Below are 22,778 nucleotides of genomic sequence, written 5' to 3' on the forward strand. Positions count from 1 at the left end.
TTCCACAGTTCAAGCAGGGGGCGTCCCCACCATTCGTCAACTGCAACTTGCGGCCAAGGCTGGGTCACCTCCACACGCTACAATAGTGTAACTTCTTGCAGATGTAATTTCTTACACAAAGGCTACTGAATGCCCCCCATCGTCGCTATGCACATCCCTGATGGTTTGCTCAGTATACCCGTTTCCGCCGTTGGTTGGCTGCTGCTCATCCTCCTGCTCGGTTACGCGCTGCGCCAAACGAAAACGCAGCTCGGCGAACGCCAAATCCCGCTGATGGGTGTGCTGGCGGCCTTCGTGTTCGCCGCGCAGATGATCAACTTTCCGGTGGCGGGCGGCACATCCGGGCACTTGCTCGGCAGTACGCTGGTGGCCGTCTTCCTCGGCCCGTGGGCAATGGTCGTCGTCATGACCAGCGTGATCGGCGTGCAGGCGCTGCTGTTTCAGGATGGTGGGCTGCTGGCGCTCGGCTTCAATGTCGTCAATATGGGCTTCATGAGCGGTTTAGTCGGCTACACCGTTTATACGCTGCTGCGCCGCGCGGGACTCTCCACATTGATTGGCGCAGGCGTCGGCGCGTGGCTCGGCGTGGTGAGCGCTGCCGCCGCAACGGCGCTGGAACTCGGCGTGTCCGGCACGGCCTCGCTGAGCCTCGCGCTCCCGGCGATGCTCGGCGTGCATGTCTTGATTGGCCTCGGCGAAGCATTGATCACAGTCGCCGCGCTCGCTTTTGTGCAGCAGACGCGCCCCGATCTGCTCAAGCAGGCTGCCCCAGCCCAAGGCGCGCGCTGGGTCGCCGTCGGACTCGTGATCGCCCTGCTGATCGCGTTCGCGTCGCCGCTGGCGAGTCCCGAGCCGGACGGGTTGGAACGTGTCGCCGAAGACCAGGGATTCATCGAGCAAGCGCAAGACCCGACGTACACCGTTTTGCCCGATTACACGGTTCCGTTTATCCAGAATGAGGCGCTGACCACGGTTGCCGCGGGCGTCATCGGCGTGCTGATTGTCGCCGCCATCGGCTATGGCGCAGCCCGACTCACCGTGAAGTCGCGTCCCGCTGATACCGAACCGTCCGCATGAACCGAACGTTATCTGCCTTGCAGGGTGCAGTGGGCAGCAGTCCGCTGCATCGCCTTGATCCGCGCGTCAAGGTCGTCGTCGCGCTTGTGCTCGTGGTTGGCATTGTCGTCACGCCGGATGGCCGCTGGATCGCCTACCCGCTGCTCTGGACGCTGATCGGCAGCCTTGCCGGGGTCGCGCACGTCAGCGCGGCGCGGTTAGCACGCTTGGCGGGGGTGGCACTGCCCTTCACCCTCGCAGCGGCGACGCTCATGTTCACCACGCCGGGACAGCCGCTGATCGCCGGACTGCCCATCACCGACGCGGGCCTGGCGCGCTTCGCCGGGATCGTGCTCAAAAGCTGGCTGTCCGTGCAGGTGACGCTGCTGCTCGGCCTGACCACCCCGTTCACCGAGTTGCTGTGGGCGCTGGATAGTCTGCGCGTCCCGGCGACGCTCACCGCCATCGTCGGCTTCATGTACCGCTACCTCGACACGCTGCAAGACGAGGCCGAACGCCTGCTGCGGGCGCGGGCGGCGCGGTCCGGCGGCGGATCGGGCGGGTCGCTGCTGTGGCGCGCGCACATTGCGGGTGGCATGGTCGGCAATTTATTCCTGCGCAGCTACGAACGCAGCGAACGTATCCATGCGGCGATGCTGGCACGCGGCTATGATGGTCAAGCACGGCGGCAGTCACCGCCGCCGCTCACCCGCCCAGTGCTTCTGTTGGGCGCGCTGCCCGTGTTCACCGTCCTCATCCTTCAAATCGGAGTGCGCTTGTGAACGACCTCGACATCCGGGAAGTGAAGTTTCAGTATCCCGACGGGCAGCAGGCGCTGCGCGGCCTCACGCTCGGCGTGGCCCACAGCGAACGGGTCGCGCTGGTCGGCGCGAACGGCAGCGGCAAATCGACGCTGCTGCTGCACCTCAACGGCATTCTGCGCGCCGCCTCGGGCAGCCTCGCCATCAACGGCGTTCCGCTCACCGACCAGAGCATCCCGCAGATTCGCGCGTGGGTCGGGCTGGTCTTCCAGAACCCCGACGATCAACTGTTCTCACCGCGCGTCTACGACGATGTCGCCTTCGCGCCGCGCTATCGCGGGCTCCCGGAAAACGAAGTTAGAGATCGGGTACAGCATGCGCTGGGCTTGGTCGGCATGGAAGCGTATGCCGACCGCATCTCGCATCACCTGAGCATCGGCGAGAAGAAGCGCATCGCGCTGGCCACCGTGCTGACGATGGATATGCGCCTCCTCGTGCTCGACGAACCGTCCGCCGGACTTGACCCGCGCGCGCGGCGGTCACTGATCACGCTGCTGCAGTCGTTCACCGAGCAAACGCTGCTCATCAGCACGCACGATATGCGCCTCGCCGCCGAGCTCTGTACGCGCGCCGTCGTGCTCGACGCCGGGCAGGTCGTTGCGGATGGCGCGGTCGAGTCGGTTCTATACGACCGAGAACTCATGGAGCGGCACGGCCTCGAAACTCCGTAAAGCTCGCGGGACATACAGTCCAAAGAAGGTCAGGTTAAATTCAGTCGGGTTCACCAATCCCCTCTACTTCAATCTCTGGTACAGTCTATTCGGCGTAAATGAACCTTTACGCCGAGATAAGTGTGAAATAATAATCTAATTCCAATTAGAGAAAGTTTGCATTTTCGGGACGGAATGCAATAGAATTCCGAATGGGTGCGCAAATCGTGACAATTGCATAACTGCGTTGAACTAACGATGTGTTGCACTATTTACAAGTCGCAGATGTGTGGTTGGTGATTGTGCTGTATTTAAGGAGAACATCACTTATGAACGTACGGAAGTTTGTTAGCCTCGCTGCACTCGTGCTGCTGGCGCTGGGTCTGATGATCGCCCCGGTCGCGGCGCAGGATGTGCCGACTTTGACGGTCGGGTTCGCGCAAGAACCGGACTCGATGAATGGTTTCTACAGCAGCATGGCGTTCGCTCAGTGGGCGAATGACCTCGTTCAGTCGAGCCTGTGGGACATCAGCGACACGCTGGAAGCCGTCCCCGTGCTGGTGACCGAAGTCCCGTCGGTCGAAAATGGCGGCATCAGCGAAGACTACATGACCTACACCATCCACCTCAAGGAAGGCTTGATGTGGAGTGATGGTACTCCGCTGACCTCGGACGATCTGGTGTTCACCTACCAGATGCTGGAAGACCCGGCCAACAACATGCTGCAAGGCGCGTCGATTGCCGAGGCCGTGGAAAGCGTGGAAGCGATTGACGCGACCACCTTCACTCTGACCTTCAATTCGCCGAAGCCCTTCCCGGAAGACATTGCCGGTTCGCCCGGTCTGTCCACCATCCTCCCGGCACACATTTTCCGCCCGGTCTACGAGGCCGAAGGCAGCATCGAATTCGCCGAAGAAAATCAGGATCCCACCGTCTTCAGCGGCGCGTACACCCTGACCGAATGGCGCCGTGGCGAACAGATGACCTTTGAAGTCAACCCGAACTATGCGCTCGGCGCGCCGTCGATTGGCCGCATCGTCCTGCGCTTCTTCCCGGACACCGAAACCCAGTACGCCGCCCTCCAGGCCGGCCAGCTCGATTTCGTCCCGAACATCAGCGAAGGCGACAAGCCGCGCGTTAGTGAATTCGAAGGCGTCGAAATGGTCACCGTCTTCGGTGGTTACATCGAAAGCCTGTGGCTGAACCTGCGCACCGAAGAACACCCGCGCGCCGGTCACCCCGCGCTGCAGGATGTCAACGTCCGTCAGGCGATCCGCTTTGCGCTCGACCGTCAGGCGATCTCCGACGCGCTGCTGGCCGGCACCGTCAGCCCCACCGACAGCATTTATGCCGGTTCGCCGTTTGAAGATCCGAACCTCGGCGTGACCCCGCACGACATTGCCCAAGCCAATGCACTGCTCGACGCCGCGGGTTGGGTCGACAGCAATAACGACGGCACGCGTGATAAGGACGGCGTCGAACTGGTTCTGCGTTACAGCACCACCACCGCCGGCTGGCGCAACAACATTCAGGCCGTCGTGCAGCAGCAGCTCGCGGAAGTCGGCGTCGGCACGATTCTCGAAGCCTACCCCGCCTCGGAATTCTTCGGTGCTTGGGCGAACAGCGGCATCAACGCCGTCGGCGAATATGACATCGCCCAGTTCGCCAACAACACCGCGCTGACCAATCCGGCCAACGTGACCGTGTATGAATCGCTGAACTGCGCGCAGATCCCCAGCGAAGCCAACCCCGGTGGCCAGAACTTCACCGGCTTCTGCAGCGAAGAAATGGATGCCGCCGCGCAGGTGACCCTGTCCTCGCTCGACGAGCAGGAACGTCTGGACGCCGCCTACACGATTCAGACCATCATGCGCGACAACGCGCCGCTGATCAATCTGTTCCCGCGTGGCGATAACTATGCGTTCATCGGCAGCCGCTTCGCGGAAACCCCGCGCATCGGTTCGGGCGTCGGCAACACGTGGTTTGACATTGTGAACTGGCAGCTCGCGAGCTAAATTAGTTGCCTCAGCGGTGAGGACGGGTCATAAGCTGACTCGTCCTCACTCTTTTTATGTTATGAGATCAGACGAAAGTTCCCTGCATGGCTCAGTATATTCTGCGGCGCACCCTGCAAGCCTTACCCCTGCTGTTCATTCTCAGCTTCATCCTGTTCGCGTTCACCAATGCCCTCGGCGACCCGCTGGCCGTGTTTGCCGAATCGCGCCAACGCCCGACTGCCGCCCAGCGTGAGGAAATCCGCCGCCGTATGGGGCTGGATCGTCCGATGTTCGAGCAGTATGTCACGTGGCTGATCGGCAACGACTGGCAGATGATCGATGTGAATGGCGACGGCACGAATATGCAGCCCGGCACCCGCCAAGGCGTGCTGCGCGGTGATCTCGGCAATTCGTTCGTCACACGCAAACCCGCGTGGACGCGCATTGAAGAACGCCTGCCCGCCACCCTCACGCTGATGATCCCCTCCTACGGCATCACATTGATTCTGGCGCTGGCCATTGGCGTGTACTCAGCCACGCGACAATATACCTTTGTTGATAATGTCATCACGGGCGTTTCATTCTTCTTCTACTCGATGCCCATCTTCTTCATCGCGCTGATGACCATCTACATATTCGGCGTACAGTTTACGAGGTGGGACTTACCAGCCTTACCCATCGGCGGCACCGGCGACGGCTCCACCGTCGACCTTATCGTGCACATGCTCATGCCCGTGTTTTGTCTGGTCGCCATTCAACTGGCCGGCTATGTGCGCTTCATCCGCTCGTCGATGCTGGAAGTGCTCGGTCAGGATTACATCCGCACCGCGCACGCTAAGGGCATGGCCGACAGCTATGTTGTACGCCGGCACGCGCTCAAGAATGCCTCGCTCCCACTGATCACGCTGATCGGCCTCGACCTCCCCTTCCTGCTGGCGGGCGCGGTTGTGACCGAGCGCATCTTCGCGTGGCCGGGCATGGGCCGTCTGTTCATCGAAAGCTTTGAACGCGCTGACGTCCCCGTGATGATGGCGATTTTGATGCTGTTATGCGTACTGGTCGTCGTGTTTCAGATTTTGACCGATGTCGTCTATACGTGGTTTGATCCGCGGATTCGGTATTAGGGACGGGAGAACACCATGAGCACAGTCAAAAATCTCGAAACGGTCCAGACCGTCCCCAAACTGGACACCTACATCAAAGGCAAGTCCAACTTTCAGCGCAGCATGGCGCGCCTGCGCCGGCATCGTATGGCGCTGGTGGGCGCGGGGCTGCTCATCCTGGTTTTTGCGTTCGTGTTTGTCGGCTCGCTCCTCATTCCGGAACGCGCTTCGACGTTCAATGATCCGTCGCGTGCGCTCCAGTATCCGTCATCCGAATTTCCGTTCGGCACGGACGTAATCGGGCGTGACCTGCTGGCGCGGACGGTCTACGGCGGGCAAATCTCGCTGTTCGTCGGCGTGACCGCGGTGATCGTGCAGATGTTCGTCGGCACGGTGATCGGTCTATTGGCCGGGTACCTGGGCGGGTATATCGACTCCCTGCTGATGCGCCTCGCCGAAGCGATGCTGAGCATTCCGCAGTTGTTCCTCGCCTTGATCGCGCTGCGCATCTTCTCGGATCCGACGCAGTTCCCCGACTTCAGCTTCATGGGGCGCACCTACAGCAGCACCATGATCGTGATCGTGTTCGTCATCGGCCTGACCAGTTGGATGCGCGTGTCGCGCATCGTGCGTTCGGTCGTACTGGCGGTCAAGGAACAGGAATACATCACCTCGGCGCGGTCGATTGGCGCGGGGACGTGGCGGATCATCATGCGCCATGTGCTGCCGAACTGCTTCGCCCCGATCATCGTGTCGGCGACGCTCGGCGTGGCCTCCGCCATTCTGCTCGAAGCTTATCTCGGCTTCCTCGGCCTCGGCGTGCGCGCACCCACTCCGACGTGGGGCAACATCATGGGCGAAGCGAACACCTACATCAACTACTATTTCTACTGGTTCTTCCCCGCGTTCTTCATCATGCTGACCACGCTCGGGATCAACTTCCTCGGCGATGGTCTGCGCGACGCTTTCGATCCGCGTTCGCTGCGGTAAACTAGGCAATCAACCTCACCCTAAGTCCCTCTCCTAAAGGAGAGGGACTTGCGCGGGTTAGCCCCCCCTCTCCTAGAGGAGAGTAGGTCGAGGTGAGGTTCGTTTCTGACTTTTGCTCCAAAAGGACTCCTCATGGATTACACAATTCAACTCGAAAAGATTCAGCAGGCCGTCGGCATTCTGCAAGAGAAAAATGTCGACCTATGGCTGACGTTCGTGCGCGAAACCGAGCACAACGCCGACCCCGCCCTGCCGCTAATCTGCCCCGTGAATGTCACGTGGCACACCGCGCTCATCATCACCAAGAGCGGCTACAAGGTGGCCATTGCCGGGCGCTACGAAATCGTCAACTTTGAGCGCATGGGCTGCTGGGACGAATGCATCAAGTACGATCAGAGCATTCAGCCCGCGCTGGTCGAAGTGCTGGATCGCCTCGCGCCCCAGCAAATCGCCGTCAACTACTCGGAGAGCGACACCGCCGCCGATGGTCTATCCCACGGCATGTACCTGACGCTCCAGCGCTATCTCGCGGGTAAGCCGTATCAGCTCATCTCAGCGGATGGCATTCTCAATTCGCTGCGTGGTCGCAAGACGCCCGCCGAAATCGCGCGCATTCGCGCTGCCGTCGCGCTCACCGACGACATCATCGGACGCATCACCAAATATCTGAAGCCTGGCCTGAGCGAACTTGAGATCGCCAACTACGTGCACGGCGAATACGCCAAAGAAGGCGTCATCCCGTCATGGGATACGGCCTACTGCCCGACCGTGACCATCGGCCCGGACTCACCGCAAGGGCACGTGTCGCCGTCCGCGCAGTACATCACCGCGCCGGGGCAAACCGTCCGCATCGATCAGGGCGTCGTGCTCAACGATTACATCTCGGACATTCAGCGCGTGTGGTATCTGCAGCCCGCGGGCGAAACCAGCATTCCGCAGCCCGTGCAGCATGCCTTCGACTCGGTGCGCGGCGCGATCATGGCGGCGTGGGACGTGCTCAAACCGGGCGTGCAGGGCGCGGTCGTGGATGACGCGGCACGTAATTTCATCGTCGCGGCGGGCTACCCGGAATATCAGCATGCGGTCGGACATCACATCGGGCGCACCGTGCACGACGGCTCGACACTGCTCGGCCCACGCTGGGAACGCTACGGTCAGACGCCGTTCGGGATCGTGGAAGCGGGCAACTGCTTCACGCTGGAACTCGGCGTGCATGTCCCCGGTTACGGGCTGGTGTCGTTGGAAGAAGATGTGCTGGTGACGGAAAACGGCAACGAGTGGCTCGGTCAACCGCAGACCGAAATCATCGTCGTGAAGGTGTAGAAGAGAAAATCAGAATCGGGGTCCCAAAACAATTTAAGCATCAACTTGTAGGGGCGCACCTGTGTGTGCGCCCTTTTTCGGGCAGACACGCAGGTCTGCCCCTACGCCCCCGTCAGTCTCCGAAACGGATTTCCAAAACGCGTACAACTTCCCGTTAAAGACGCTTTTGTAGGGACAAGGCATGCCTCGTTCCTACACAGGCAAATCGTTTCTGTCTCCCGTCCCTGAATTCGAGGAGGGGTGGGGTGTATCAAAACGGCATACCCGCCGGGAAACACAGCATGATCCGCGCCATTTTCGCGTTCACTTCGGTGATATACGCATTGATGATATCGTCGACCGTCTCCTCAGACACATCGATCAGCGCGGCCAACCGCTTGATCGCTGCGAGTTCGCCCGCGTCGATGATCTTGTCGGCAGACGCCGCGCGAATGCCATCATAGATCAGCGAGAGGCGAGTGTCAGGCTGCGCGGTCAACGCTAAGTGATCCACCAGCGCGGCGAACTTGTGCGCGTCGTCTGCGGGGTCATACTGCTCCAACACCGCCAAAAATGCCTCAGAATAGTCAAGCGCGGCGAAGTAGCCAAGCACCCACGCGCGTTCTTCCGGTGAGAAACCGCCATCGCCATACGCGCACACCATGATCGCTTTGGCGTAGGTGAGCGCGTTATCTTCGGGGGGCACTTGCCCAAAGCCCCACAGCTCCTTAATTAGCCACGCCGCGCCCTTGTGCTGGTTATCCATGCGCTGCTCCATGCTCAATGGTTGCCAATGGCTGCAACTATAGCACGATCCCAGCGGTTGGAGGGGCATCGCAAAAGCACCAATACACGCAAACGCGTGTAAGTGCGCGTCGTTAACGGACACAAGCGGACGCGATAAAGCGCGTCCCTACGAAAACAAACTCGACTTGACAAACGGTGTTGGCTCCCCTCCCCGAATTCGGGGAGGGGCCGGGGATGGGGTCGGACTCGAACCTTTTTCAAAACCTCCCCCCTTCGCGGCGCCCCCCCCCCCCCCCCGGGGGGGGGGGGCGGTCTTGTCCCTCTCCCCAGGAGGGACGGCTTGCGCAGCAGGTGGGTCGCTTAGTACGTATCCACCAGCGAGCGCACCTTGAGATCGGCGGCGTCCTGCGCGCGCACGCGGATCGTCTTGGGCGTGCCGGGGCGCAGATGCACAAAGTTGTCGCTGAACTTCGCGTTCGCCAGTTCCAGCCACACATAGAGCGCTGCCGCGTCCGTCGTGAGCGTCACATCGAACTCGCCGTCGCTGACCGTGTGCACATCCAGTGTGATGCTCGGCTGTGCCAGTTCGAGATGCTTGGGGCGGCAGAACGTCACCAGATCTTCAGAGATGACCGCACCATCCACGCGCAAACTCACCCACATCAGCAAATCGCGCGGCGAATACGCGTCGAGCCAGCGGCGCACATCAACGCTGCCGACCACTGCCGTCGTTCCAGCCGTAACACGCACCGGGAACGTGCTGTGTTCCAGCACCTCACCGTGCGCGGTCGTGAGCACATATTCCGCTTCGCCCACGCCTTCCACACGCTGATCGTTCGTCGCGTGGATGTGCACCGTGCCGCCGGCCTCGTCTTCTACGCCGGTGATCAGCAGCGGGGCGAAGAAACGCCGCGCCATGTAGTGCAGCGCCTTCCAGTTGCCCTTCCAATCCAGCGACGACCAGCTCGGCGCGGGCCACATGTCGTTCAACTGCCAGTAGAGCGCGCCCATCGAGCGGGGCATATTGCGCCGCCAGCCTTCAACGGCGTATTTCATCGCCATGCCCTGCAAAATCTGGCTCAGCCACAGCGTCCCATCGAACGAGGTCGATAGGCGGAACCAGTCGAGCAGATAGTGAATGATCGTGCTGTTGCCGATGCCGCTGCGCTGGTGGTGCTCCATCACGTAGCTGGTGATGTTGCGATCCTGCGGCAGCGTGTATTCGTAGACCGTCGCGGGCTCGGGGAACGACTGGAAGCCAAATTCGCTCACAAAGCGATCCGGGCGCGTGTGATACCACTCAAACGGCTGCTTACCGTGCCACACGCCCCACAGATGCGTATCGCCCGCCGCGGGGTTCATGTGATCGTTGCGGTCGCCAATCGGGGTGTGCGGGCTGCCCGGCCAGTATGCCGTCTGCGGGGCGAGTTCCGCCACCAGTTCCGGCAGCAGCTTGTCCCACAGCAGGCCGTAGTCATCCCATCTCAGCTTGGACTGCCAGCCGCTCCCGCCCATGCCCTGCTCAATCTCGTTATTGCCGCACCACAGCGCCATACACGGGTGATGCCGCAGTCGCTTGATGTTGTCAGTCGCCTCGGCTTTGACGTTCGCCATGAACTCAGCATCGGTCGTCGGGTAGGTGCCGCACGCGAACATGAAATCCTGCCAGATGGCGATCCCGTACTCGTCGCACAGGGCGTAGAACGCATCATCCTCGTAGACACCGCCGCCCCACACGCGCAGCATATTCATGTGCACGTCCGCCGCCGCGCTGATCAGCATCTGATAGAGTGCGTACTGCGGCTCCCACGGGTAGGGGCTGGCCGGAATCCAGTTCGCGCCTTTGGCGAAGAAGGGCACGCCGTTGCAGGCAAAGTAAAATGACTCGCCCCATTCGTCGGGGTGGCGTTCGAGCGTGAGCGTGCGCAGGCCAATGCGCTTCGTCCACGTATCGATGAAGCCATCGCCGTTGTCAAACAGGCCAACTTTGACCTCATACAGCGGCTGTTCGCCCAAACCATTCACCCACCACAAGTGCGGATCGGGAATGCGCAGCGTGACCAACCCCGCGCCATCGGTGAGCACGACCGGCATGGTCGCCGTGACCGCCGCGCCCTCTTTGAGCACCTGCACCGCCGCATGGATCGGCGCATCACCGAACACTTCCGCCGCAATTTTCACCGTGAGCGACACTTCGCCGTTGTCATGGTGCTGCGTAACCAGCACATCAGACAAACGCGCCGCCTCATAGGTGACCAATTCGATGGCGCGCCAGATGCCGCTGGTGACCATCTTCGGACCCCAGTCCCAGCCAAAGTTGCACGGCTCTTTGCGAATCCACGCGCCGCTGTTGATGCGCATCGGTTCGACCCATCCGGGCCACTCGCCCTTTTCGGCGTCCATCTGACAGGCGTAGGTCATGGCAGCGGCGAACGCCACTTCGATGGTGTTTTCGCCCACTTGCAACACGCTTTTCACGTCAAAGTCCCACGTGCGGAACATGTTGTCCGCCCGCCCGATTTCGACGCCGTTCACGCGGATAGTCGCCAGCGTGTCCAGCCCGTGGCAGCGCAGCAGCACGCGGTCATGCGCCAAAAACTCCGGCGCGACCGTGAACGTCCGCGCATAGTGCCAGTCGGTCTCGCCGATCCACATCTGCTTCAGTTCGTTGTCGCGGTAAAACGGATCGTCCAGCAGGCCATGCGCCAGCAAATCCGTGTGGACGCAGCCCGGCACGGTCGCCGGGATGGGCGTGGGATCGCCCTGTTTGTACAGCGTCCATGCCCCGTTGAGTGTCAGTTGAGCCAAGTTCTTCATCCTTAAAGTGAACAGAAAGAAACGAAATTGTAGGGATGCCCACCAGGGCATCCGTTTTTGCCACCGCCCTCACCCCACTCCCAGGGGAGGGGCCTCCTCTCTGGAGAGGGGTAAGGCTAAATCTGCCTGACTCTCCCGCGCGATCAACTGCGTCGTGATTGTCGTCGTGATCGCCATGCGTTCCGGGTCGCTCACGCGGTCGCGCAGCAAGCGCAGCGCCATCGTGCCCATCAGCACCTTGTCGACGTGGATCGTCGTCAGCGCGGGGGTCACCTCCTGCGCGAGATCAATGTCATCAAAGCCGATCACCGAGAGATTGTCCGGCACGCGCCGCCCGAGTTCGCGGGCAGCATTCAGCACGCCGATGGCACTGTCGTCGTTGATGGCGAAGATCGCCGTGATCTGCGGACAGCGCTTCAGCAGACGGAGCGCCGCGTCATAGGCGTCAATCCGTTCTAAGCGCGGGCTGTCCTCGATATAGGTCTGCTCGATCCCCCGTGCCGCCAGCGCCGCCAGATACCCGCGCCGCCGCTCCAGCACACTCGGATACGCATCCGGGCTGCTGCCGATCAACCCGATGTGCCGATGGCCGTGATCGAGCAGATGCGTCACCGCATTGACCGCGCCCGCGTAGTTGTCGATCAGCACACTGTCAAACGCCTCTTGCGACGTGTAGCCATCCACCAGCACGATATTGCGCCGGATGCGGCGGCTGATGTCCGCGACCGCCTCCTCGAGAAACGCGCCGACGATGATCACGCCGTCCACCAGTTCATTGAGCAGCATCCCCGGCAGACTCTGCGCGTGGTTGCGCTCGTCCACTTCGAGATTCGCGTACATCAGGTTGATGTGCTGGCGCTGACATTCCCGCTCCACCCCGGCAATGATGTACGAGTAGAACGGGTTCACGATCAGGCGTTCGTGATTGCGGCGGCGCGTGATCAAGCCGATGGTCGAGGAGGTAGCGGCGAAGGGCGCATCAATGGCGACTTTCGGGCGGTAGCCGAGTTCAGCCGCGGCTTGCAGCACGCGTTCGCGCGTATCCGGCGCGACGTTCGCGCGGTTGTTGAGGACTTGGGAGACGGTGCTCAGCGCGACTTCCGCTTTCGCAGCAATCTCACGCATCGTCGGATTCTTAGGCATCAAATTTGGCCAATCAAACAAAATCGAACTTGTTCGAAAACTATTTTTACGATAGAGTTGAAGCAACAGTTTGTCAAGCCTTCATAGAGTAGGATCATACCCATGATTACGCAATCCGCACCCCCAAAAGTCAAAATGGTTGGCCAGTCCCTCCCCAATATTCCGTGGGAAGACCGTCCCGCGGGCAGCAGCGCGCCCCTGTGGCGCTTCAGCGGCAACCCGATCATCCAGCGTGATGCCACCCCCACGTCGAACAGTATTTTTAACAGCGCCGCCGTCGCGCATGAGGGCAAGTTCGCGGGCGTCTTCCGCGTCGACGACACGCGCCGCATCATGACGCTGCACACCGGGCGCAGCGATGATGGCGTGAACTGGAACATCGAACCCCAGCCGATCGAATGGCAGTTCAACGATCCCGAACTCGCGGAATTTCAGCACCGCTACGATCCGCGCGTCGTGTGGATCGAAGACCGCTACTACGTGACGTGGTGCAACGGCTACCACGGCCCGACCATCGGCATCGGCTATACGTATGATTTCAACGAGTACCATTTCTTGGAGAATGCGTTCCTGCCGCACAACCGCAACGGCGTGCTGTTCCCGCGCAAAATCAACGGCAAGTACGTCATGTTCAGCCGCCCGAGCGACACGGGGCATACGCCCTTTGGTGATATTTTTATCAGCCAGAGCCCCGATATGGTGCATTGGGGTAATCATCGCTTCGTCATGAAGCCGAAGGGCTGGCGTTGGGAGAGCACGAAGATCGGCGCGGGGCCAATTCCGATTGAGACGAGCGAGGGTTGGCTGCTCATCTATCACGGCGTGCTGACTTCGTGCAATGGCTTCGTGTACAGCATGGGCGCCGCCCTGCTCGACCTCGACCAGCCGTGGAAGGTGATCCACCGCGCCGCGCCGTACCTCCTGTCGCCGCAGATGCTGTATGAGTGCGTCGGCGATGTGCCGAACGTCGTGTTCCCGTGCGCGTCGCTCCACGACCCGGACACCGGGCGCATCGCCATCTACTACGGCGCAGCAGACACGGTCACCGGCATGGCCTTCACGCACATCGACGATCTCGTCGATTTCATCAAGACGAATTCGGAAGTGTAACCGCACCCCGTTTCTCTGCGCTCAACTGCCCCTCTCCGTTGGGAGAGGGGCAATGCCGGGCCTGGTTACACTTCACGCCAATTTTGAGCTTGGCTCAGGTTATGCAATGCTTTCCACAATGGCTGCCCACGTGCCGAGGCGATTAATCCCTAAGCCACGATAGACCTGTTCGGCGGCGTCCGCCGAGGTCAGCCGCGCCAGCAGCACGAGCGCTGCGCGATACGCGACTAACCCGCCGTTCGCCGTGATCACCCGCTGATCGCTGACGACGGGCGCATCAAAGACCACGTTGATCTGCGGGAACTGCGCCTGCAAGCTGGACTCCCCACCGAACCACGTGGTCGCCTGTTTGCCGTCGAGCACGCCCGCACTGCCCAGCAGAAACGCCCCGGCGCACACACTGGCGACATACTCAGCCGCGTCCGCGTGCTTGCGGATGAAGGCGTTCAATGCGGCGTGCTGCATGAGCGCGTCTACATCATTGGCGCCGGGGACGATGAGCACCGTTAGGTCAGGCGCATCGGCGACGGTGCAGTCGACGGCCAGCCGGATGCCTTCCGCTGTGCGCACCTGCATCTGCGGCTCAACGCCGATCAGGAGCACACGAGCATCCGGCAGCAAGCCGCGCTCAATGGCGTTAGCGAACACTTCCACCGGCGCAATCACTTCACTGGTGAGGACGTCATCAAAGGCGATAATCCCAATCGTATGCGGCATACTTGTCTCCTTCAGGCACATGTAGATATGCTTAGGATAGCAGTGCGCCGCTGCGCGGTCTTGTAAATTTCCGACATGTTGGGGGGAGATGATGCCGGTCAGCCCGGAGGAACGTTTAGCCCATCTCGGCTTCGTGCTCGTGCCACCAACGCCCGCGCTGCGTCCCTTCATCGCCTCGTATTGGGGCATGCGCCGGGCTCACGCACTGGCAGTCGCGCCGGAATTCATGCATCCCGGCGGCGGCTTCGGCTTAGGCTTCGATTTCGGTGGCGGGCTCGCGCTGGATAGTCAACCAATCACCGATCCCGTATTTCTGGATGGCACGAACACAATCAGCCGCCGCATGAGCTTCACTGGCGCAGTCGATGTGCTCGGTATCCGCTTTCACCCCGGCGCCGCGTATCCGTTTCTGGGAATTCCGCTGGTCGAACTGGCGAACAGCACGGAACTCATGGGCGCTGTGGGCCAACGTCCACTCCTCCTGCTGCATGAGCAAATGGCTGAAGCGCCTACCCTCACCGCGAAAATCGCCCGGCTGGAAGCCTGGCTGTTGGCGCGCCTCCAACCTACTGCCTCGCCGTACGTGCTGCACTCGCTCTACCAGATCAAGCAGCACGCCGGGCAGCTTGACATGAAGCGCATCGCGGACGATCTCTACATCAGCCAGCGCCAGCTTGAGCGGCTCTATCAAATCCATGTTGGCATGACGCCCAAACACTTTGCCCGGCTGCAGCGAGTCGAAGCCGCCCGCCTCGCTTTGAAGCAGGCCAATGGCGTATCCCTCGCGCACATTAGCGCGGAATTCGCCTATTATGATCAGGCGCATTTCACGCATGAATTCAAAGCGGTTGTCGGGCTTACACCGCGTGATTACCTGCGGACTCACCCCTGATACGACACGACCAGCGGATCGTCCAGCGCGATGATGACGGGTTCCAGGTCGGCGGGGCCGGGGGCAGTGTAGCGCACGCCGGGCGTCGGGTTGTTGCCGGGGCCGCCGGGGTTGTAGAACGGCATATAGTCCCCCGCCGCCGGAATTTCCACCGCGGTGATGCTGCGCATCGCCTCTTCATCACCCGCCAGAATGATGTCAATGTAGTTGTCGTGATCTTCCTCGTAACAGTCGTCATAGGCGATCACCGGATGTCCGCTGAACGTGAACGCCAGCCCGCGCCCCAGATCCGCCAGCCCGATCACACGGATGGTGCCGCCGCGCACGGTGTAGTTCAGTCCCACTTCTTCGATCATCAGCGGTCGCCCGCTCGCCCGCGTCGCCTGAATGCGGAAGTGATCTTCGTAGGCATTCGGTCGCAGACCGCGCACACCATCCGGCGAAAAGCCGCCGGAGGTGAACAAACGCAATCGATACTGGGCTTCTGCGCCGTACAGCGTGATCCCGTCATTCGGCATGTTCGCATTGAGGAACTGCACGCCGCCCTCGCCCTCCGCCGAAATGCGATTGAGCTTCGCGCCGACCAGATACGGCCCGGACTCATACGGCGACAGGGTCGACTCTTTGAACAGCCCGACCGCGGTGACCAAACCGCTCGGCGCGACCAGCGTGAGCGGCGTCGCATCCGCCACTACGTCGACGCGCACCGCGTATTCCGCGCCCGCTTCACCATTGATCAAGCGGTTGCCAAACTGCCCGAACAGCACCACCACATGCCGTTCGTTCAACTCCCAATTGGGGTAAATGCTGGCGGAGTCGGGAACGACGGTCACGCCTGTGTTCAACGTGACGAGAAAGTCAGTGTGATTCACGGTGCTCGGCAGCACGGGCATGCTGAACACCACGGGTAAGCCGTCGCTGTAGCTCGTCGGCTGGTCGAACAGATTGGTCAGGCCATCGGCGGGCGCGGACGAGGTCAGCACGCTGCGCGCCGGGTCCGCGCCGGACGAGCACTCGACCGTGTTCCACGCGCCACCCGCCGCCCGCACTTCCGCTTCGCCGCCATCCACGCCGATGATATTGTCGAAGCCGTAACCCGCCGACAAGATCTCCGGCTGTGCCGACCAGATGTCCGCATTGACGATGATGTCACGGTGCAGCCGCCGGAAGAGCAAACTCGTCGGGGCGTCCTGCGCGGCGACTGCGCCACCCATCAGCAAACTTACCGCAATCCATCCGCCGAGCCAGCGTCGGGAAAACTTCATAGGGTCACCTCAATCTTGCTGCTATGTGCATAAGCCCACGACCGCATGTTAATCCTAAGGACGAGACATGTCTCGTCCCTACGAAAGCAGCTTTTGTAGGGACAAGGGGTGCCCCTCTTCCCGCGGGAGGGGGTGGGGGTTTTCAACACCTCCCTTAGAACACCGACCTGTAACACGGGAGTCTGGCCGATTGTACCCGCAAATCACGCCTCGCCGTCGATCAACTTGCGCGCTTGGAGCGCCGCCGTCAACTGCTCGTAGCTGATGCCATACTGCGCGGCGATCTCGCGGGCATAGCTGCGCCCCATCGGCGGCGACGGCACGATCTTGTAGCTGCGTTTCAGCGCCTCACCATCGCCTTCGCTGACCATCACCGAGACGAGGCTGGCGACGGCACTGTCGCCCGGCGTCTCCGCGTTGATGTTGGCGCAGTCCGCCGCGAGGTCGTGCAGGTGCGTGGCGAAGATTGCCCGCGTGCCGAGCCGCCGCATCACGCGCACAATGTCCCGGGCGAGGTACAGGCTTTCGCCCGCGCTCGTGCTGCTGAACGACTCATTGAGCAGCAGCAGACTGTGCCGCGTCGCCAGCGTGAAGATCGCGTTCAGGCGGCGCGCTTCCTCACCCAGCCGCCCCGCCTGCTGGCTGATCTTCTCGGCGACGGCGAAATGCGTGTAGATGCCATCGACCGGACTGAGGCGGGCGCTGGCCGCAGGCACATATAACCCCGCCTGAAACAGCACCTGTGTCAAGCCCACGCCCTGCGAAAACACGGTCTTGCCACCCTGATTCGGTCCGGTGAGGATGTAGATCCGCCCCTCGTCGCCAAACGTCACATCATTGAGCACGATGCGCTCATGCAGATCAACCGTGCGACCTTCGCTGTAGAGCAGCGCGAGATTCAGGTTGTAGGCATCCTGCAGTTCGCCCACGCGCTCCGCCATCGGTGCGAGCGTCGGACGACACAGCGGCAGTCCACATGCCCGCAAGCGCTGAATCAACCGCGCCGCGCCGAGGTAAAACGCGAGGTCTTCGCGGATTTGCAGCAGAAAGCCGATCTCGATCTGCATGTAGTCGCGCAGGCCCTGCACAATCCGCTTGCTGATCTTGTCGAGGATTTGCGACAGGTCTTTGAGCAGCGGCATGAGCATCATCGTCGCCGACGCCTTCGCGCGTTCTTCTTCGGGAAAGACAATCGCATCGAGCGTGTGCACTTCCTGCATGCCGCTCGTGCCGTGCAGCGGCGCGATGCCTTCGGTCTCCGGCTTGTCGTCGCCGCGAAACAGACGGCTCATGAACGAGGCCGAGCCTTTGTAGCGAAACTTGTTGATCGCCAGCAGCGTCGCGCCGACCGGGGCGAGGTCGCTGTTGAGGTTGACGCCAATGGTCACGCTGTGGATGTTCTCGATTTGGGCGAGCATGCCCGGCAGTTCGCGCTTCAGCCGCCCGAACGTCTCGTCCGCTTCGATGCGCCGCGCCAGCGCCCGAATCGCTTGCAGCCCCGGCGAATGCAGGTTGCGGTCGGCGGCGTCCAGCAGCCCGCGCAGCGTGCCGATGCAGTCAAGGTAGTTTTGCAGCTCGCCGAGGCGATACACCACCTGATGAATCGACGCGTCGGATTTGCGCCCGAGTTCGGCATAGCGGTCAAACGTCTGGATTTTGCCGAGCAGGTCTTCCAGCCCATTTGCCAGCGCCGGGTTGTGCAGAATATCATCCAGCACGGCTTGGCGGTACTCGATCACCGCCGGGTCGGTCGTCAGGCTGTGCAGCAGCTTGAGGATGCGCTGCGTATAGTGCGGATGCAGGCTGAGCGCCTTCGCGATCTCCGCGAGTTCGAGGTCGGGCGCGGTGTGCCCCCAGTTGCTCGACGGCATCTCTTGATCCGGGTTGAGCCACAATAAACTGATGCGCTGGGCAAAAACATTCTCACGGGCACTCATCCAAAAACAGTCCTTTTCATCATTTGAGAGCCGAACATCACCCATTGTACAATCTCCGGCGCACACAGGGGGCAGAGCCATGCATGACATCGTGATTCGCGGCGGGACGATCTATGACGGGAGCGGCAGCGCGCCGTTCGTTGGGGACATTGGCATTGACGGGCAGGCGATTGCCGCTATTGGCGCACCGGGCACATTGAGCGGCCAGCAGGTCATCAACGCGGACGGGCTGGCGGTTGCGCCCGGCTTCATCAACATGCTGAGCTGGGCAGTCGAGTCGCTGATTGAGGATGGCCGCTCGCAAGGCAATTTGCGGCAGGGCGTGACGCTCGAAGTTCTGGGCGAAGGCTTCTCGATGGGGCCGCTCAGCGATGCGATGAAAGCGGCGGGCACGCGCGGCATCCTCGGCAACAACGACATTCAGTACGAAGTCGATTGGACAACCCTCGGCGAGTATCTGGAGTCGTTGGTGCGGCGCGGCGTCTCGACCAATGTCGCCTCGTTCGTCGGCACATCGACGCTGCGCATTCACGCGCTTGGCTATGAGGATCGCCCGCCGACGCCAGCCGAACTCGAAGACATGCAGGAACTGGCGGCGCAGGCGATGCGCGAAGGCGCGGTCGGCCTGTCCTCCGCGCTGATCTATCCGCCCGCCGCCTATGCCAGCACCGACGAACTGATCGCGCTGGCGAAAGTCGTGTCGCAGTACGGCGGCCTGTACATCTCGCATCTGCGCAGCGAAGGCGATCACTTCCTCGAAGCGCTCGAAGAGCTGATCACCATTTCGCGCGAGGCTAACATCCGCGCCGAGATCTATCACCTGAAGGCGGCGGGACGTAAAAACTGGGGCAAAATGGCTCAGGTGATCGAGCGCGTCGAACAGGCGCGGCGCGACGGCATGGAGATCACCGCCGATATGTATCTGTATCCCGCGGGCGGCACGGGCTTGAACGCGATCATCCCGCCGTGGGCGCACGATGGCGGCGACGCGGCGCTGCTCGCCCGCCTGCGCGATCCGGAAACACGCGCCCGCGTCAAACAGGGCATCCTCGAAGATTTGAGCTGGGAAAACATGTATCTAGAAGCCGACGGGCCGGACAAGATTCTGCTGGCGGGCTTCACCACCGAGGCACTTAAGCCGCTGACCGGGAAGACGCTGGCGGAAGTTGCTGCCCTGCGCGGCACGGATCCCATCGAGACCGCCTTTGATCTGCTCATCGAAGACGGCGGGCGCATTTTCACCATGTACTTCACCATGTCGGAAGACAACATCCGGCGGCAGGTGCAGCTCCCGTGGGTGAGCTTCTGCTCAGACGCCGAGTCGATGTCGCCCGAGGGCGTGTTCCTCAAGTCGAACCCTCATCCGCGCGCCTACGGTAACTTCGCGCGCCTGCTGGGTCACTATGTGCGCGACGAGGGCCTGGTCCCGCTGCCGGAAGCGATTCGCCGCCTGACCAGCTTCCCCGCGAGTGTGCTACGCCTGCAAAAGCGCGGTTCGCTGCAGGTCGGCAACTTCGCCGATATTGCGATTTTCGACGCTGCGACCGTACGCGACCACGCCACCTTCGCCGCGCCGCACCAGTTCGCCGAAGGCATGGTGCATGTGCTGGTCAACGGCACACCCGTAATTCGCGATGGCGAACACACCGACGCCAAGCCGGGTCAGGTCGTGCGCGGGCCGGGGTGGATGAAGGACTAACCTCACCTCGCAAAAGCCATTGTGTCTTTGTAGGGGCGTAGCATGAGGGGTTAGAAAGATCAGCGGACGCGATAAATCGCGTCCCTACGAAACGCATGTGGTTTGCGAACGCCCTGTCTTCGGGAGGGGCGGGGCGGAGCGACGGACGCGGACCGCGTCCCCACAACAAACAACCCCACCCTGCTGGTGCTGAGCCGGCCCTCTCCGTAGGGAGAGGGACACGCCCTGGAGAGGGGCAGTTGAGCGCAGCGAAACGGGATGAGGTTAGCTCTACAGAAACTTCGGCAGATAGAAACTCAGCAGCGCGATCTCGCTTTCGGCGCGGATCGTCGCCACGTTGAGGTCGGGTGTCGCGAGAATCACATCGTATTGCTTGAGCGGCGTTGTCTGCCCGCCATAGCTGACCGTGCCTGCCCCGTCCGTCACATATAGAAACAGATCTTCCCACGCGCGCGGCTTCTCGACCGTCGTGCCCCCGTTTGCCGGGACGAGCGCCGCCGTCAGCCGCGCGTCGACATGCGAATCCATGAGCGCATCATCGCCGATCAGACTGTAGACCGTCGCGTCGCCGACGGTGCGCGTGGGCAGTTCCCCGCGCTTCAACTGCTGGTAATGCGGCGGAAGCCCGCGATGCTGACGGTCAGCGATGAACCAGATCTGGATCACGCGGGCGGGCGCATCGAACGGATTCAGTTCCTGATGCTCGATGTAGTCACCGGAGAACATGCGCTGAATATCGCCCGTTTCGAGAATCCCCTTACCGCCCGTGCTGTCCTCGTGATACACCTGCCCTTCGAGCATCCACGTGTAAATCTCCAGCCCGCGGTGCGGATGCCAGGTGAAGCCATTCTGCGGCGCGATCTGCGTCATGTGCGCGGTGAGCATGCCGCTCAACCGCTGGAGCGGACTCCAGCCGCCGACCGCGAAATGCGAATGCAGCCAGTGTACCGGGTGCATGGTCGGGAAGGCATCGGCGGGAAAATGCTGAAACGGGGCGTCCGTCAGGAACCCCGGCTTAATTTCGGTTTCTTGCAGCGCAAAACGCATCATCTGCCTATACTCCACAATAAAACGGACTACAGTCCGATTATAACATAATCCGTCAAGCACGCATCCGTTTGACAGCCATCGCGCTTCCCTCTACGATAGCATAAACTGATGAGGATACCCTGATGCTGCCAGCTCTCGACCACGCAGGCGACACGATCCGCGCGCTGCAAAAAGCGAATATCCTGTTGAGCTATCTCCGCTTCTATCTGCTGCCCCATGATCCCAATTACACCGAATGGGGCACGCGCGTCGTTCTGAACGGCACTTCGAGCGATACCCTCCCCGGTGGGTCGCAAGTCATCCTCGATTTCGTAGATCTGCGCATCATCGTGCGTCAGCCGAACGGCGCCGAAGTGACGATTCCGCTGCACGGCCACACGCAGCGTTCGCTGTTTGCCGCGATCCTCGCCGAGCTGCGCAAAAACGAACTGGCAGATGTGCTCACGGGTAACGGCGATCTGGTCGAGCAGATGATTGCAGCACTCGCGGTGAAAAAACCCTCCATTGCTGAGAAGCATGATGAAATTACGGGAACAGAACCGCTGCATATCGACCTTGAGGCGGCGCGCGCCTACAATGCTGCGCTCTACAGCATCTTCACGGGGATTGCGCGCTTCAAAGCGAGCCGCGTCAACGGCAAAACGACGCCCGCGGTCGTCTTCGGAGAGCACTTTGACCTCTCCACGCTGATCTTCGCGGGAGCAGAAGCGACCGAACAGGCGGCGCACATCAACATCGGGTTTGCGCCATACAGCACGGGGATCGATTTCCCCTATCTCTACGCTTACGCCTACCCGATGAAACCGAGCTACACGCCGCCAAGTCTACCTGCCCCTGCTTATTGGCACACCAAAGGCTGGACCGGGATCGTGCTGCCGTATACGGCGATTGCCGCGCTGTCGCGTCCTGAGCAGTACGTCGAGTGCATGTGCGACCAGTTCTACTCGGCGCTGCTGCCGCTGCTGCCGTAGTTGCAATCAACGTCTCTTCTTGCTCCCCTCCCCGAATTCGGGGAGGGGACGGGGGTGGGGTCGATCCTTTAGATGATTTACCCAATTCAATTTCGTATGATCTATCTGATTGAAATGATTCCTATTATCCCGTAATCTTATACGCGGACACAAAACTAAGGTCAATCATGCTCGTGCAAAACGTACTCAGCCTGAAAAAAGCGAAAGAGAACCCAACCCAACGCCACCGTTAGGGATTTTTCGCTTGATTGAGTACTGAAACAGTCCAATGTCAAATCGAAGCCGCCCAACGGGGCGGCTTTTTTGTTGTGAAGTGCCAGAGGAGAAACACAAATATGTCCCGTACCGCTATCTGCCCTGAATGTGAAGCTGAACTCGCGCTCGCCGCGAACATCATGCAAAACGAACTGATCGCCTGCCCGGACTGCGGCGCGGATCTCGAAGTGCTCAGCCTCGACCCGGTCGAAGTTGCGCTCGCGCCCGAAGTCGAAGAAGACTGGGGCGAATAGTC

Annotated in this window: 19 protein-coding genes; 12 read left to right on the forward strand and 7 right to left on the reverse strand. The window is 61.3% G+C overall.

Features of this window, described 5'->3' with window-relative positions; translation table 11 throughout:
- The first annotated feature begins 129 nt into the window (after positions 1 to 129).
- From IPK17_RS16450 to IPK17_RS16480, 7 genes are all read left to right on the forward strand, one after another.
- Complete coding sequence (locus tag IPK17_RS16450) at positions 130 to 1,077, forward strand: energy-coupling factor ABC transporter permease (RefSeq protein ID WP_343418775.1); 948 nt, start codon at positions 130 to 132, stop codon at positions 1,075 to 1,077.
- Positions 1,074 to 1,838, forward strand: coding sequence for a cobalt ECF transporter T component CbiQ (gene cbiQ, locus IPK17_RS16455; protein ID WP_343418776.1), 765 nt, complete (start codon positions 1,074 to 1,076; stop codon positions 1,836 to 1,838). The genes IPK17_RS16450 and cbiQ overlap by 4 nt, the downstream gene beginning before the upstream one ends.
- Positions 1,835 to 2,548, forward strand: coding sequence for an energy-coupling factor ABC transporter ATP-binding protein (locus IPK17_RS16460; RefSeq protein WP_343418777.1), 714 nt, complete (start codon positions 1,835 to 1,837; stop codon positions 2,546 to 2,548). Before cbiQ ends, IPK17_RS16460 begins: the two co-directional genes overlap by 4 nt.
- 308 nt (positions 2,549 to 2,856) lie before the next feature.
- On the forward strand, positions 2,857 to 4,542 hold the full coding sequence (locus IPK17_RS16465; RefSeq protein ID WP_343418778.1) for a peptide ABC transporter substrate-binding protein: 1,686 nt from the start codon (positions 2,857 to 2,859) through the stop codon (positions 4,540 to 4,542).
- A gap of 86 nt (positions 4,543 to 4,628) precedes the next feature.
- Positions 4,629 to 5,648: an ABC transporter permease gene (locus IPK17_RS16470; RefSeq protein ID WP_343418779.1), complete on the forward strand. Its 1,020-nt coding sequence runs from the start codon at positions 4,629 to 4,631 to the stop codon at positions 5,646 to 5,648.
- A 15-nt stretch (positions 5,649 to 5,663) separates the two neighbouring features.
- Positions 5,664 to 6,617, forward strand: coding sequence for an ABC transporter permease (locus tag IPK17_RS16475; protein ID WP_343418780.1), 954 nt, complete (start codon positions 5,664 to 5,666; stop codon positions 6,615 to 6,617).
- 132 nt (positions 6,618 to 6,749) lie between these two features.
- Positions 6,750 to 7,940: a M24 family metallopeptidase gene (locus IPK17_RS16480; protein ID WP_343418781.1), complete on the forward strand. Its 1,191-nt coding sequence runs from the start codon at positions 6,750 to 6,752 to the stop codon at positions 7,938 to 7,940.
- Between the two features lie 250 nt (positions 7,941 to 8,190).
- On the opposite strand, the gene IPK17_RS16485 is transcribed toward IPK17_RS16480, so the two are convergent.
- From IPK17_RS16485 to IPK17_RS16495, 3 genes are all read right to left on the reverse strand, one after another.
- A complete protein-coding gene (locus tag IPK17_RS16485) occupies positions 8,191 to 8,685 on the reverse strand; it encodes a TerB family tellurite resistance protein (RefSeq protein WP_343418782.1) in 495 nt (164 codons plus the stop codon).
- Between the two features lie 341 nt (positions 8,686 to 9,026).
- Complete coding sequence (locus IPK17_RS16490; RefSeq protein ID WP_343418783.1) at positions 9,027 to 11,474, reverse strand: beta-mannosidase; 2,448 nt, start codon at positions 11,472 to 11,474, stop codon at positions 9,027 to 9,029.
- A gap of 78 nt (positions 11,475 to 11,552) precedes the next feature.
- A complete protein-coding gene (locus IPK17_RS16495; RefSeq protein ID WP_343418784.1) occupies positions 11,553 to 12,608 on the reverse strand; it encodes a LacI family DNA-binding transcriptional regulator in 1,056 nt (351 codons plus the stop codon).
- 120 nt (positions 12,609 to 12,728) lie between these two features.
- Between IPK17_RS16495 and IPK17_RS16500 the strand changes: the two genes are divergently transcribed.
- Positions 12,729 to 13,736 carry a glycoside hydrolase family 130 protein gene (locus IPK17_RS16500; protein ID WP_343418785.1) on the forward strand — a complete coding sequence of 336 codons (1,008 nt, stop codon included), beginning with the start codon at positions 12,729 to 12,731 and terminating at the stop codon, positions 13,734 to 13,736.
- Positions 13,737 to 13,835: 99 nt separating this feature from the next.
- On the opposite strand, the gene IPK17_RS16505 is transcribed toward IPK17_RS16500, so the two are convergent.
- The gene (locus tag IPK17_RS16505; RefSeq protein WP_343418786.1) at positions 13,836 to 14,453 is read right to left on the reverse strand and encodes a DJ-1/PfpI family protein; all 618 of its coding nucleotides are present in this window, start codon (positions 14,451 to 14,453) and stop codon (positions 13,836 to 13,838) included.
- An 88-nt stretch (positions 14,454 to 14,541) separates the two neighbouring features.
- Here IPK17_RS16505 and IPK17_RS16510 point away from each other — a divergent pair, with 88 nt between their 5' ends.
- A complete protein-coding gene (locus IPK17_RS16510; protein ID WP_343418787.1) occupies positions 14,542 to 15,345 on the forward strand; it encodes an AraC family transcriptional regulator in 804 nt (267 codons plus the stop codon).
- On the opposite strand, the gene IPK17_RS16515 is transcribed toward IPK17_RS16510, so the two are convergent.
- Positions 15,336 to 16,610 (reverse strand): phospholipase, encoded by a 1,275-nt coding sequence (locus tag IPK17_RS16515; protein ID WP_343418788.1) that lies wholly within the window; start codon positions 16,608 to 16,610, stop codon positions 15,336 to 15,338. The genes IPK17_RS16510 and IPK17_RS16515 overlap by 10 nt on opposite strands.
- Positions 16,611 to 16,813: 203 nt before the next feature.
- The gene (locus IPK17_RS16520) at positions 16,814 to 18,547 is read right to left on the reverse strand and encodes a MutS-related protein (protein WP_343418789.1); all 1,734 of its coding nucleotides are present in this window, start codon (positions 18,545 to 18,547) and stop codon (positions 16,814 to 16,816) included.
- A gap of 79 nt (positions 18,548 to 18,626) precedes the next feature.
- On the opposite strand from IPK17_RS16520, the gene IPK17_RS16525 reads away from it, so the two are divergent.
- Positions 18,627 to 20,246, forward strand: a complete 1,620-nt coding sequence (locus IPK17_RS16525) for an N-acyl-D-amino-acid deacylase family protein (protein WP_343418790.1) — start codon at positions 18,627 to 18,629, stop codon at positions 20,244 to 20,246.
- Positions 20,247 to 20,516: 270 nt separating this feature from the next.
- Here the strand turns inward: IPK17_RS16525 and IPK17_RS16530 are convergent, their stop codons facing one another.
- Positions 20,517 to 21,296 carry a pirin family protein gene (locus IPK17_RS16530; RefSeq protein WP_343418791.1) on the reverse strand — a complete coding sequence of 260 codons (780 nt, stop codon included), beginning with the start codon at positions 21,294 to 21,296 and terminating at the stop codon, positions 20,517 to 20,519.
- Between the two features lie 122 nt (positions 21,297 to 21,418).
- On the opposite strand from IPK17_RS16530, the gene IPK17_RS16535 reads away from it, so the two are divergent.
- Positions 21,419 to 22,267, forward strand: coding sequence for a DUF5996 family protein (locus IPK17_RS16535; protein WP_343418792.1), 849 nt, complete (start codon positions 21,419 to 21,421; stop codon positions 22,265 to 22,267).
- Positions 22,268 to 22,602: 335 nt separating this feature from the next.
- Positions 22,603 to 22,776 (forward strand): lysine biosynthesis protein LysW, encoded by a 174-nt coding sequence (gene lysW / locus IPK17_RS16540; RefSeq protein ID WP_343418793.1) that lies wholly within the window; start codon positions 22,603 to 22,605, stop codon positions 22,774 to 22,776.
- Positions 22,777 to 22,778: the final 2 nt, after the last annotated feature.

It is taken from the genome of Candidatus Flexifilum breve (assembly GCF_016713355.1).